The organism is Nioella nitratireducens (genome assembly GCF_001879715.1).
Classification (GTDB): Bacteria; Pseudomonadota; Alphaproteobacteria; order Rhodobacterales; family Rhodobacteraceae; genus Nioella; species Nioella nitratireducens.
The window spans coordinates 24,320-37,007 of record NZ_MNBW01000025.1; the positions used below are offsets into that span (position 1 = coordinate 24,320).

Below are 12,688 nucleotides of genomic sequence, written 5' to 3' on the forward strand. Positions count from 1 at the left end.
CGACGCGCAGACGCCTCTCGGCCCATCAGGCGTAGATGTCTATCGGTGTCCCGTCCCGAACCATGGCGTAGATTTCCTCGATCTCCGGATCCGAGACCGAGATGCAGCCCGCCGTCCAGTCGCGGACATTCGTGGGGTCGATCCCCCGCCGCGGTCCACCGTGAATGAAGATGTCCTTGCCGGGGGAACGCCCTTGGGACTCAGCGAAAGCGATGTCGGCCTCGTTCGGGTAGGAGATGCCGACGGACAGATGGAAGAGGCTGTCGGGGTTCCGCCGGTCGATCACGTAGGAGCCTTCCGGTGTGCGGCCGTCGCCCTCAAACTGTTTGTGACCGACAGGCACGAAGCCCAGCCCGATCGGATATGTCCGTAAGACGCGATCGGCGCCGTCGAGAACCAGCAGGCGCTGCGCCTTGTAGAGGCGCAGCCGGGTGACCTCGGGTCCGTTGTAGGTTCGGAACTTGCTGGCGCAACCGGATAGAAAAGCGACAAGCCCACCGAACAAGACGACGCGGCGCGGAATATGGATCTTCATCACTGCTCTATGCCTCGTGAGCGAGGTCTCGTATGGGGCAAACGCTACCCTGCGGCTCGTCGCGGTTCAATGCCCGTGTGCAAGCGCGCCGCTTGCCATCTGCGCACCAATATGTTCACCGCCGGACGGCGGCGCATCTGCCTTGTGGCCGTTGAGCAGGCGCAACGCATTGGCGACAACGAGAAGCGAGACGCCGACATCCGCCGCGATCGCGCCCCACATCGACGCCATCCCGAATGCCGTCGCGACGACGAATACGGCTTTTGTCGCCAGAGAAACGCCGATGTTCTGGCGGATGATCGACATGGCGCGGCGTGAATGTCCGATGAGCCAAGGCACCCGGCCGATGTCGTCCGTCATAAGGGCGATGTCCGCTGTCTCGATGGCCGCGTCGGACCCGACGGCGCCCATGGCGATGGCGTAGTGCGCGCGCGCCATGGCCGGGGCATCATTCACCCCGTCGCCAATCATCGCGACCATGTCGTGGCTTTCGACCAGTTCCTCGATGGCCGTCACCTTGTCCTCGGGCAAGAGTTCGGCGCGCACCTCGTCGATGCCGACCTCCGCCGCAACGGCGCGCGCGGTACGTTCATTGTCGCCGGTCAGCATGACGATGGTCTTCACGCCCTGCGCATGTAGTCGCGCGACGACACCCTTGGCGTCCGGGCGGATCCGGTCGCGCAGTTCCAGAATCCCGGTCACGCCGGTCTCGTCACCGACGGCCACAAGCGTGCTGCCGGCCCCCTCGATCCGGTCACGGAGGTCCACCGGAATGGCGCTGCCGAACCCTTTCTCCTCGGCGAACCGGTCGGAGCCAAGCCAGACCTCTCGGCCCCCTGCCCTTCCTTCCAGCCCCCGTCCCGGCACGGTGCGTGTATCCTCGGCCGCTGAGACCGCGATGCCGTCTGCCTCGGCCCGCGCAAGTATGGCACGCGCCAGCGGATGCGATGACCGCGCTTCGAGTGCGCCCGCCAGCGTCATAAGATCGCGCGCCGAGGCCACGCCAAGCGGATGCACGGCGGCCACCTCAGGCTCACCCATGGTGATTGTACCGGTCTTGTCCATCGCCAGTGCCGTCGTCCGGCCCGGGGCTTCGACATAGGCTCCGCCCTTGATGAGAACCCCCGCCCGCGCCGAGGCCGTAAGCGCAGCCACGATGGAGACCGGGGTTGAGATGACCAGAGCACAGGGACAGGCGATCACGAGAAGAACCAGCGCGTTGTAGACCCAGTAGTCCCAGGCTCCACCGAGGACGAGCGGCGGCACCAGCGCAATGGCGATCGCCAGCGCCATGACGATGGGCGTATAGATGCGCGCGAACTTCGCGACCCACTGCTCAACGGGCGCCCGGCGGGCGTGAGCGTCCCCCACCATGCGGATGATCTTGGCGAGCACCGTGTCTGAGGCCGCCCTGGTCGCGCGCACCGTCAGCGTCCCTTCGCCGTTGATCGTTCCCGCGTAGACTTCGTCGCCTGGCTCCTTTGGCACCAGCGCGCTTTCGCCGGTGATTGGCGCCTGATCGACGGCCCCTGCCCCATCTACAACTTCACCATCCAGCGGGATGCGGTCGCCGCCGCGCACCACGAACCGTGCATTGATGGCAACAGCGGAAGCCGGCACGTCTGCTTCAGAACCATCATCATAGAGAACCCTTGCCGTCGGCGGCGCCAGGTCAAGCAACGCTGAAACCGCGTTCCGCGCGCGCCCGACGCTCCAGCTTTCGAGGTAGAGCGACAGCGAGAAGAAGAAGGCCACCGTCGCCGCCTCGAAGAACTCGCCGAGGCCGATGGCCCCCGCCACCGCGACCACCATGAGAAGGTTCATGTCGGGCGACAGACGCCGCGCGGAGGACCAAGCCTTCGGGGCCACGAGCCAGACACCGAACAGGATCGCGACGGCGAAGAGCATCGCCTCCGCCAGCGGCATCGGCGCTTCGCCGTGACCCGCAAACAGCCCGAGGGCACCGCCCATGCCGGTCTCGACGATGTGCCAGAGAAAGCCGGCCGCCCAGAAGCCGCCGCTCAGCGCCGTGAACAGCCGCTGCCGGGCGAGATGGGCCGCCTGATCTTCCGATGCGGTTCCTGCATCCCAGGGCTTCGCACTCATGCCGGTGGTCGCAACCAGTTGCGCCACCTCGTCGTCAGTTAAACGGTCCGCGCTGTCCAGAATGGTCATCCGCCCGTTGATGACGTCGAAAGCCAGATGCTCTGCTCCGCCGACCTTCGTTCCGACGACTTTATTCAGGATCGCCACTTCTTCGGCGCAGTCGAGACCGGAAACCTGAAAGCTTCGCCCGACCGATGGCGCAGGCGTCGCTGGAGCGATGTCGGCGCAGTTTCCAGTGCCTCCGCAGCAGCTATCGTTGCGACCTTCATCGTGATCGTGATCGTGGGCATGGGCGGAAGAAGACATTGGCGCACCTTGTGATTCGGGCCGACGGTATTGACATAGTCCCTACAGCGACTAGAGCTTCAAGAAGTTAGATGTCCTTGACATGGGGTGGCCGGATAAGCGATCCGGGCTGGAACGGAATCCTTCGTAGTCCCTTCGAGACAGCAGGCTGTCCGATCGCGAATGGCAAATGAGGCAGATATGCGCAAGACAACAGTTTTTACTTTGTTTACAACAATTTCCCTTGCCGGATGCGCGATGCCAGTTGCCGATCGCGACAGGTACGAGGTCGGAAATGTGCCCGATCAGGTGGTGGCGATGGCAGCGCCAGGCCAGGACCTGTCTTCGGCCCGTTTGGTGCCCGAGGATGGATGCTATTGGTATACGCACAGTGGTCCGGTCGAGACGACTTTGGTTCCGCTTCGCGCCGTCGGCGGCAGACCTATCTGCACTGCGCGGGAGTCTTGAAAACCGCATAGGGCGTGAGACGCTCGTGTCTGTCGAAGGTCTCCCAAGTCACCCTTGCGCGACTACGCTCTCCTCAGCCGAATACAGGTACGCCGTCGCTCCGATCCTCACCCTCGGGTAAAGGTCGTTGATATGAGCCATGACCATCCTGACGCACCCTGAACTTGCCCGGCCCCCGATGCTCCTCGGGTATGGTGTTCCATGGATACGCAGGTAAGTGTCCCGCTCACCGACAAAGAGATAGAGCGCTCGCGATCCGAGCGCGTTGGTCGGACCAGGCTCCATGCCATTGGCGAACTCGGCATACTCCGGGTTCCGCTCAATCATGTTCTGCGTCGGCGTCCAGTGCGGCCACTCGACCTTGCGCCGAATCGTATAAGTCCCTGGCTCATAGAGGTCGCCCTGCGCGATTGCCACGCCGTAGCGCATCGCTGTACCGCCTTCCTCGATGTGGTACAGGTACCGCGCAACCGCATCGACATGGATGTCTCCCGGAATCAATCCCGCGTTTGCGGCAACGCGTTGCGGAAGAAAGCGCGGACGCAGATCCCACGGGTTCGTTGTCGCCGGGTCGTAGCCTGCCGGAGTGACTTCTGCGTCCCAAGTGGCTTTTTGCGCCTCTGTCGGCCATGTGTCGGCAAAAGCCAAGCTTGGAAGCGACATAGACATGAGCCCCGAGGTTGCTTGAATGAAGTGTCGTCTTGTCAGCATCGATGGACTGTATCTCTCTGCACCAGATCTTATCTTTTCGCAGCATTGTGTATGCAACCTCTAGCGGCTGGAGGGTCAAGAGAAGTTTTTTTGAAGCCGAAGATCGTTAGAAACAGTACTCTATCGTAAGATCGATTATTGAACATGTGCTGCACACGATGCCGCGCAAGTATCTGAAATCGAGCCTGAATCGCTACCATCCATCACCAGACCGACGATCACACTATCCGATTGGCCGGCTCTGTTCTTAAGGGAAACGGAGCCATGGATCATGGTCCTGGCTTCGCCGCCTTACGGCTCGTAAGCGACCGCCGCGCCTTGGCAAACCCACGATCCGTCGCGATGAACCGCTCAAGCATGGGAACAATCAGTTTCTTCGGTTCGATTGGTCCCTGGCCTGCTTCCCGGCCGAGGATGTCACCATAGGCGATTAGGTCTTGATGGAGTTCCGTTGGCACTTCCACGGTGAGCTTCACCGGCTTGTCGTCCGGAATGGGTCCAAGTTTCAGCTTGGTCATGTCAGCCTCCGGACGGCGCGAAGACGAGATCGCGCGTGACGATCACGCGGACCGGGAAACCCGGCCGGATGGTGAGGGTCGGCGGGACCTCCAGCTGGCGTTGAACGATGCGCTGGCCAGCCTCATTGATCGTGTCGAGGGCCCCGTCGCGGAGAGCGCGGGCGAGGCGGTCTTCCTCGTCGAGGGAAAGCTCCGCCCCGACGGCGAGCAAGGTCGAAAGCCCAGCCGCGCGCAGGATGCTGGCCCAGTGATTGTCGACGCGGTCTTCGAGACCGGCATAGCCTGCAGCATCCGCCCCGGGCTGGCGTTCGAGCACGAGGGATCGCCCATCGGGAAAGACCAGCCGGGTCCAGACCAGGAGCACGCGGCGCTGGCCGACGGTCACGCTGTCGTCGTAGGCGCCGATCAGACGGGTGCCCTGGGGTATCAGAAGCAGGCTTCCCGTCGGACTGTCATAGACGTTCTGGGTGACCTGCGCGGTGATCTGACCTGGCAGGTCGGAGCGAATGCCGGTGATCAGCGCGGCCGGGATGACGGAGCCGGCCTGCAGGAGGTACGGAGACGCTGGTGGCTGCACGCGGTCGGACGCGACCGTGCGGCGGTCGATCGGCCCGGTCAGGAAGGCTTGGCGTGGATCGGTCTCCGGGGTAGCGGCCAAACCGCTCTCCGGTGCCGCAGATGGCATCTGGAACCCGGTGGACGCGGGCGCCCCGGGGCGCGTCTGGAAGAAGAGGTCACTGACCCGGGCGGCCTCCAGTTCCGCGAGGCGCTGCTGCTCCGCCGGGTCCATTGTGGGCGGCGTGAGGCTCGGAGCCGCGATAGGCTGGCCGCGTTGCTGCGCGTCGAGGATGCCGCCACCAAGATCGCCCGGTAGGGGCGGTCCAAGGCGCGGGATCGCGTCATAGCTGCCCGGCAGATCGCGGAGGCCATCGGCGGGTTGGCGGCGATCGGTGGTGATCAGTTCGTCCGGGGGCGTAGTTCGTTCCGGGCGTTGCAGGCCGTAGATCAATGCAGCACCGATGCCGAGGCCCGCGACGACGCCGAGCCCGATAATCAGCTTGCGGGATATCCGTGTGACCCGCGGCGGATCGGCGCGCAGGCGCATGGCGGCAGCGGTGTCGGTCGGTGTCTCGCTCATGTCCCCTGCTCCATATCGTTCCGCGTCACCGTCGCCTCGGTCTGGGGCTCGATCCGCAGAATGCGGACCACCTCCTGTCTTGGACTGCGCCCTAGGCGCAGCTCGGCCGCACCGAAGAGCCGGTCGACGATCAGCACATTGCCGTGGATGCGGGAGTTGACGATCTCCAGCTCGCCATCGGCGCCAAGCACGAAAAGCGGTGGCATCTCGCCTTGGGCGATGCCGGGCGGGAAGACAACATAGACCCGGCGCCCGTCGTCGAAGACTGAGACCGGCCGCCAGGGCGGGTTATCGCCCTGCAATCCGTACCGATGATTGCGCGCGTGAACCGGCGGGATGCGCGGCATGGCTGGAGCGGCGCGCGGGCTCTCGGGCGCACGCGGATAGGCCCAGGAGATGGCCGGCATCCAAGTTTCTTCGCTGGCGTTGAGCTCGATCAGGTAGGTGCGCCGGTCGGTCGAGATCACGAGGTTCGTGCTGATATCGGGCCTTGTGGGTTTCACGAGGACAAGGACGCGCATCTCCCGGCCTGAGCCGCTCTCGGTGTCGCCGATGATCCAGCGCGCGGTGTCGCCCGCCGCAATTGGACCTGTGCCGGTCAGTCGTTCACCGGGCTCGAGCGCGATGGTCGTGATCTGGCCTGGCGCGGCGTAGACCTGATAGAGCGCGCCCTCCGACCAGGGGTAGATCTGGATCGCGTTGAAATACCCGGCCTGGCGCGGTTCGACGCGGGCGGCCGCATTGGCATTGCCGACCTGGGCGACGGGTGTGGCGGCCGCCGCCCCGCCCCGGCTCGGGGTCCAGGCGGGTGGGACATGGAGCGGACGCGGGCGGTCATCGGGTGCCGTGGCAGGCGGCGATGGCAAGGGCGGCACCGCGTCGTCATAGGCGAAGTCGGGCGGGCGGTCGCTGGCGCAGCCGGCCAGTAGTGTGGTTGCCAGGAGAACGGTGGGCAGGATCGGTCGGGTCATTGGCTCATCTCCCGCGACCAGTTGATCGCGTTCACGTAAATTCCGAGGGGGTTGGCGCGCAGGCGCTCGGCCGTGCGCGGCGGATCGATCACGATGGTCAGGATCGCGGTCCAGCGCTCGGTGCGCGCGAGTTGGCCGTTCTCATAATGCCGCTCGGACCAGGCCACCCGGAAACTGTCAGGCGAGGCACGGATGACGCTCGAGACCTCGACCGAGACCTGGTCCTCGCCCACCCGCGTGAAGGGATCGTTGGCGCGGGCATGGTCGTTCAGCGCCAACGCGCCGCGATCGGTGGTGAACTCATAGGCGCGAAGCCAGTTCTGCCGGACGACGATGGGATCGGCGGGCAGGCCCCGGACCTCCTCGATGAAGCGTGCGAGATGCCAGGCGATCTGCGGATCGCTCGGGCGATACCCGGCACTGGCGGCCTCGACGGCGCGGGCCTCGCCATGGCGGTCGATCTCGACGACGTAAGGAACCACGGTGCCGCGCGCCGATTGCCAGACCAGCGCCGTGGCGAAACCGCCCGCGAGGATCAGGCAGCCGAAAGCCATGAGGCGCCAGTTCTTCGCCTGCACCCGGGCGGAACCGATGCGATCGTCCCAGACCTGGGCGGCCTTCTGGTAAGGGGTCTCGGGGTCCGGGGTCTTGCCGTAATGCGCGGCGGCGCGTTTGAAGAGGCTCATGGGCGGTCACTTTCGGACAGGGAAACGGAGGCGCCGGAGCCGGGGCTGTCCCCGGCGCGCAGCGCATGGGTTGCGGCGGAAACGCCATGGCTCATGGCCTGGCTGCGGCGCATGGAGCGCGCCCAGGCCGGTGGACTGCCCGCGGCGTCGGACGCGGAGTTGGAGGCGCCTGTCCCGCTGCCGAGCGACGAGACGCCGCCGGTGGCGGCGAAGCCCGCGCGGGCACCCTCGGCATGACTTGACTTGACCGCTTCGGAGGCCGAGGCGGCGGCCCGGCGCAGGGGCGATGCAGCGGCGGATCCCGCGGCTCGGGCCACACCGCCGAGACCGGAAGCGACGCTTGCGGCCCCGGCCTGGCCCATCGATCCGAGGCTGTAGGCGGTGGACGCGGCCCCGGTGGCGGCAGCAGCGCCGCGCGTGGCGGAGGCCACGCCCGAGGCGAGTGCGCCTATACCGCGGGCGCCGAGCAGGGCCCCGCCGCCCGCCGCGACGGCCGCGCCGCCCACGGCGAGCCCGGTGCCGACGGCCGCGCCTGCGCCCAGTTGCGGCCCGCCGGAGACAAGTCCCGTGGCGATGCCGGGGCCGAAGATGCCGAGACCGAGCAGCGAGAGCGCGGCCAGGACGATCGCCATGGCCTCGTCGATGGTGGGCGTCACGCCGCCGAACCCGGCGGTGAACTGGCCGAAGAGCGTCGAGCCGATGCCGATGATCACCGCCAGAACCAGCACCTTGATGCCGGAGGAGACGACATTGCCCAGGACCCGCTCGGCCATGAAGGCGGTCTTGCCGAAGAGGCCGAAGGGGATCAGCACGAAACCCGCGAGGGTCGTCAGCTTGAACTCGATGAGCGTCACGAAAAGCTGCACGGCGAGGAGGAAGAAGGCCAGGAGCACGAGCGCCCAGGCGAAGAGCAGGCAGGCGATCTGGATGAAGTTCTCGAAGAAGGCGACGAAGCCCATGAGATCGGCGGTCGATTCCAGAAGCGGCCGCCCGGCATCGAGACCGGTCTGTGCCACGCGTCCGGGACGCAGGAGGTCGGCGGGTGAGAAGCCGGTGCCGGAAGCCAGCAGTCCCATCCCCGCGAAACTGTCGAAAACGATCGCCGCAAGGCTGTTCCAGTTGGAGATGAGCCAGGCGAAGACGCCCACGAAGAGGGTCTTTTTCACGAGGCGGGCGATGATGTCGTCATCGGCACCCCAGGCCCAGAAGAGCGCCGCCAGCGTCACATCGATCACGATCAGCGTGCTGGCGATGAAGGCGACCTCGCCGCCCAGCAGCCCGAAACCGCTGTCGATATAGGAGGTGAAGACCCCGAGGAAGGTGTCGATGACGCCGGTGCCGCCCATGGCTCACTCGCCCCCGGTCCGGTCGCGTTCCCGTCCGAGGAACCGGTCGCGGGTTTCGGCCCAGACGGCGAGGCAGCCGGGATCGGAAGCCGCGGCCTCTCCCAATTCCTGGCAGCGCCGTTGTTCGGTCCGCAGGGGATCGGCCCCCGGCATAAGCGGAGCGGCCGGACGCGCCGCCTGCCCCGCCTCGTCCCGGCCCATCTCCACCATCGCCGCGGTGATCGCAATGGCGACGAAGACGATGGCGGCGATGCGGGCGAGGACCGATCCCTCCATGGGCCTTTCCCCCTCAGTTGTTGAACATTTGGGCATTGCCGGGCTGGTAGCCCGCGCCCGGGGTGAGGAAGCGTTCGCGCTGGACCCGGCCCTGTTCGGCGGCCGCGGACCGCTCAGCCTCGACCAGCGCGCTCGCGCGGCCATTGGCGGCGACGACGGCGATCAGGTCGGCGATCTGCTGGGACTGCAGCGCGAGGAGCTGGTTGCCAGCTTGCGTGGCCTGCAAGGCGCCGACGGCGGATTGGCTTTCGCCGACAAGGGCGGAGAGCTCGGTGCGCTGGCCGTCGAGATTGCCGACGACGCCCGCCTGCACGCGCAGCGCGTCCTGCAGCCCGCCCACGGTGTTTTCCCAGCGGGAGCGCGCATCGGCCAGAAGCTGCGCCTCGGGTGCGGCCATGGGGATATTGGCATAGTCCTGCTGAAAGACCTGGTCGATCTGGGCGACATCGAAGGCGATGTTCTGCGCCTGGGACAGAAGCTGCCGCGTCCGGTCGACATTCTGCTGCAGCGCCTGCAGCGAGGAATAGGGCAGGCTCGCGAGGTTGCGGGCCTGGTTCATCAGCATCTGCGCCTCGTTCTGCAGCTGGGTGATCTGGTTGTTGATCTGCTCCAGCGCCCGGGCCGCGGAGAGGATGTTCTCGGCGTGATTGCGCGGATCGTAGACGATGCGCCCGCCCCCGCCGAAGAGGAAGGCCTGGGCGGGCGTCGCGAAGATCGGCGACAGGCCGAGGGGGGCGGCGAGCGCCAAGGCCAAGGCGGAGGCGCTGGCGAGACGGGACAGGCGATGGGCGGTGTGGGTCATGGGGTGGTCTCCACTGCGGGTTCGGGGGCTTGGAGGATCGGGGCGTCCGAGGCCGCGGGCTCCGGCGCGAGATTGGTGAGCTCGGGGATCAGCTCGACGGCCCAGCCGACCCCGCGGGCCTCGAGCCAGGCCGCGAGAAAGCCGTCGCGACCGTGCTCGGCGAGGATGTCCGAGATCAGCTTTTGGTCGGACTTGGACGAGGCCGCGCAGAGGGCGAGGCCGACCTCGGAGAGGCCCAGCTCGAAAAGCCGGTTGCCGCGCCGCGACTGGCAGTAGTAGTCCCGCTTGGGCGTTGCCCGAGCGAGGATCTCGATCTGGCGGTCATTGAGGCCGAAACGGCGGTAGATCGCGGTGATCTGGGGTTCGATGGCCCGTTCGTTGGGGAGAAGCAGCCGGGTCGGGCAGCTTTCGATGATGGCGGGCGCGATGGCGGAGGCGTCGATGTCCGAGAGCGACTGGGTCGCGAAGATCACCGAGGCGTTCTTCTTGCGCAGCGTCTTCAACCATTCGCGCAGCTGGCCCGCGAAGCCGTCATCATCGAGCGCGAGCCACCCCTCGTCGATGATCAGGAGCGTCGGCCGCCCGTCGAGCCGGTCGCCGATGCGATGGAAGAGATAGGAGAGGACCGCGGGCGCCGCGGCGGTGCCGACCAGCCCCTCGATCTCGAAGGCCTGGACCGAGGCCGCGCCAAGCTCTTCCGTCTCGGCATCGAGCAATCGGCCATGGGCACCGCCGAGGCAATAGGGGCGCAAGGCCTGTTTCAGGTCGGAGGATTGCAGCAGGACCGCGAGACCGGTGATCGTGCGTTCGCCGACCGGGGCGGAGGCCAGCGAGGTCAGCGCGGACCAGAGATGCTCCTTTACCTCGGGCGTGATCGTGATGCCTTCGCGGGCGAGGATCGCACCGATCCAACTCGTAGCCCAGCTGCGCTCGGCGGGATCGTAAATGCGGGCGAGCGGCTGGAGAGAGACCGTCGCCTCCGCGCCTTCGGTCAATTCGCCTCCCAGATCATGCCAGTCCCCGCCCATGGCGAGCGTGGCAGCTCGGATCGATCCCCCGAAATCGAAGGCGAAGACCTGTGCGCCCGGGTAGCGGCGGAACTGCAGAGCCATGAGGGCGAGAAGCACGGATTTGCCCGCCCCGGTGGGACCCACGACCAGCGTGTGGCCGACGTCGCCCACGTGGAGCGAGAGGCGGAAGGGCGTCGCGCCCTCGGTCTTGCCGTAAAGCAGCGGCGGGCCGTCGAAATGCGCATCCCGCTCCTCCCCGGCCCAGACGGCGGAGAGCGGGATCATATGGGCCAGGTTCAGGGTGGAGATCGGCGGCTGGCGGACGTTGGCATAGGCGTGCCCCGGCAGCGAGCCAAGCCAGGCGTCGACGGCGTTGACCGTCTCGACCATGGCTGTGAAGTCCCGACCCTGCACGACCTTCTCGACCAGGCGCAGCTTCTCGTCGGCGCGGCGCGGGTCCTCGTCCCAGACGATTAAAGTCGCCGTTACATAGGCCTCGCCCGCGATATCGGCGCCGAGCTCCTGCAGGGCCATGTCGGCATCCGCGGCCTTGTTTGCGGCGTCCGTGTCGACCAGGGCCGATTGCTCGTTGGTCATCACCTCCTTCAGGATCGCGGCGATGGATTTGCGCTTGGCGAACCATTGGCGGCGAATGCGGGCGACCATCCGCGCGGCCTCCGTCTTGTCCATCAGGATCGCGCGGGTCGCCCAGCGATAGGGAAACGCCAGCCGGTTGAGGTCGTCGAGGATGCCAGGCGTGGTGGCGGTCGGGAAGCCCGAGAGGGTCAGGACACGCAGATGGGCGTCTCCCAGCCGCGGCTCGAGCCCACCGGTCAGCGGCTGATCGGCCAGAAGCGCATCGAGATAGGCCGGGGTTTCCGGCACGCGGACGCGGTGGGCCTGCGTCGAGATCGTCGAATGCAGGTAGGTCAGTGTCTCGCCGTCACCCATCCAGCGGCACTCGGGCATGATGCCGTCCAAAAGTGCCAGCACCCGGTCGGTGCGGTCGATGAAACCGCGCAGCACCTCGCCCGCATCGATGCCGGTCTTGTCGCGTCCTTCGTAGAGCCAGGTCTCGGCCCGCGCGGCCTCCTCGGCGGGCGGCAGGTAGAGGAAGGTCAGAAGATAGTCCGACTGGAAATGCGCCCCCTGCTCGGCGAACCCCGCGCGACGCTCGGCATCGAGAAGCGCCGAGGCCGGATCGGGAAAACGGCTGTCGGGATAGTCGGCTGCTGCAACGCGCTGCGCCTCGACGAAGATCGCCCAGCCTGAGCCGAGGCGGCGGAAGGCGTTGTTGATGCGGCCCGCCACGGCAACGAGTTCGGCGGCGACCGCGCTGTCGAGATCGGGGCCCCGGAACCGGGCCGAGCGCTGCAGGCTGCCATCCTTGTTCAGCACCACGCCGGGCGCCACCAGCGCCGCCCAGGGCAGGTAATCCGCCAGCCGCGTCCCTTTCCGGCGATATTCCGCGAGGTTCATCATGGTGCAGCCTCAGACCTCGAGATGACCGGGAAGCCGCAAATGCCGGCGCCCGACCTCGACGAAGAGCGGATCGCGCCGCGCGGCCCAGACCGCGACCAGGTGGCCCAGAAGGCCGATGGCGATCCCGGCGACCCAGAGCTGCAGCCCGAGCCCGATGGCCCCGGCCAGCGTTCCGTTCAGGATCGCGAAAGCCCGCGGCGCACCGGCCAGCAGGATCGGCTCGGTCAACGCCCTGTGGACCGGGACGGTGAAGCCCGGCACGTCCGCCAACTGCTCGAAGGCTGGCCATTCGCTACCGCTCATGGCGTTCCTCCCTCGCGGCTTTCCACTGGAAAGCCGCGTTCCCCTGCGGTG

Annotated in this window: 13 protein-coding genes; 1 reads left to right on the plus strand and 12 read right to left on the minus strand. The window is 66.8% G+C overall.

What is annotated here, in order from left to right; all coding sequences use genetic code 11:
- Positions 1 to 25 precede the first annotated feature (25 nt).
- Complete coding sequence (locus BKY27_RS17520; protein ID WP_071675782.1) at positions 26 to 535, minus strand: L,D-transpeptidase family protein; 510 nt, start codon at positions 533 to 535, stop codon at positions 26 to 28.
- A gap of 66 nt (positions 536 to 601) precedes the next feature.
- Entirely contained in the window at positions 602 to 2,947 is a 2,346-nt protein-coding gene (locus BKY27_RS17525) for a heavy metal translocating P-type ATPase (protein ID WP_233491882.1), read from the minus strand.
- 180 nt (positions 2,948 to 3,127) lie between these two features.
- On the opposite strand from BKY27_RS17525, the gene BKY27_RS20420 reads away from it, so the two are divergent.
- On the plus strand, positions 3,128 to 3,394 hold the full coding sequence (locus tag BKY27_RS20420; protein WP_071675783.1) for a hypothetical protein: 267 nt from the start codon (positions 3,128 to 3,130) through the stop codon (positions 3,392 to 3,394).
- Between the two features lie 48 nt (positions 3,395 to 3,442).
- On the opposite strand, the gene BKY27_RS17535 is transcribed toward BKY27_RS20420, so the two are convergent.
- The 10 genes from BKY27_RS17535 to BKY27_RS17580 all read right to left on the minus strand — a co-directional run bounded on the left by BKY27_RS17535 (position 3,443) and on the right by BKY27_RS17580 (position 12,637).
- On the minus strand, positions 3,443 to 4,105 hold the full coding sequence (locus BKY27_RS17535; RefSeq protein ID WP_071675784.1) for a L,D-transpeptidase: 663 nt from the start codon (positions 4,103 to 4,105) through the stop codon (positions 3,443 to 3,445).
- A gap of 269 nt (positions 4,106 to 4,374) precedes the next feature.
- Positions 4,375 to 4,623, minus strand: a complete 249-nt coding sequence (locus BKY27_RS17540) for a DUF2274 domain-containing protein (protein WP_071675785.1) — start codon at positions 4,621 to 4,623, stop codon at positions 4,375 to 4,377.
- A 1-nt stretch (position 4,624) separates the two neighbouring features.
- Positions 4,625 to 5,761, minus strand: a complete 1,137-nt coding sequence (locus BKY27_RS17545; protein ID WP_071675786.1) for a TrbI/VirB10 family protein — start codon at positions 5,759 to 5,761, stop codon at positions 4,625 to 4,627.
- Positions 5,758 to 6,732, minus strand: a complete 975-nt coding sequence (trbG, locus tag BKY27_RS17550; RefSeq protein WP_071675787.1) for a P-type conjugative transfer protein TrbG — start codon at positions 6,730 to 6,732, stop codon at positions 5,758 to 5,760. The genes BKY27_RS17545 and trbG overlap by 4 nt, the downstream gene beginning before the upstream one ends.
- Complete coding sequence (trbF, locus tag BKY27_RS17555) at positions 6,729 to 7,418, minus strand: conjugal transfer protein TrbF (protein ID WP_071675788.1); 690 nt, start codon at positions 7,416 to 7,418, stop codon at positions 6,729 to 6,731. The genes trbG and trbF overlap by 4 nt, the downstream gene beginning before the upstream one ends.
- Positions 7,415 to 8,764: a P-type conjugative transfer protein TrbL gene (trbL, locus tag BKY27_RS17560; protein ID WP_071675789.1), complete on the minus strand. Its 1,350-nt coding sequence runs from the start codon at positions 8,762 to 8,764 to the stop codon at positions 7,415 to 7,417. The genes trbF and trbL overlap by 4 nt, the downstream gene beginning before the upstream one ends.
- A gap of 3 nt (positions 8,765 to 8,767) precedes the next feature.
- Complete coding sequence (gene trbK-alt, locus BKY27_RS17565) at positions 8,768 to 9,040, minus strand: putative entry exclusion protein TrbK-alt (protein WP_071675790.1); 273 nt, start codon at positions 9,038 to 9,040, stop codon at positions 8,768 to 8,770.
- Positions 9,041 to 9,053: 13 nt separating this feature from the next.
- Complete coding sequence (trbJ, locus tag BKY27_RS17570) at positions 9,054 to 9,842, minus strand: P-type conjugative transfer protein TrbJ (protein ID WP_071675791.1); 789 nt, start codon at positions 9,840 to 9,842, stop codon at positions 9,054 to 9,056.
- A complete protein-coding gene (trbE, locus tag BKY27_RS17575; RefSeq protein WP_071675792.1) occupies positions 9,839 to 12,334 on the minus strand; it encodes a conjugal transfer protein TrbE in 2,496 nt (831 codons plus the stop codon). The genes trbJ and trbE overlap by 4 nt, the downstream gene beginning before the upstream one ends.
- Positions 12,335 to 12,343: 9 nt before the next feature.
- Entirely contained in the window at positions 12,344 to 12,637 is a 294-nt protein-coding gene (locus BKY27_RS17580; RefSeq protein ID WP_071675793.1) for a VirB3 family type IV secretion system protein, read from the minus strand.
- Positions 12,638 to 12,688 lie beyond the last annotated feature (51 nt).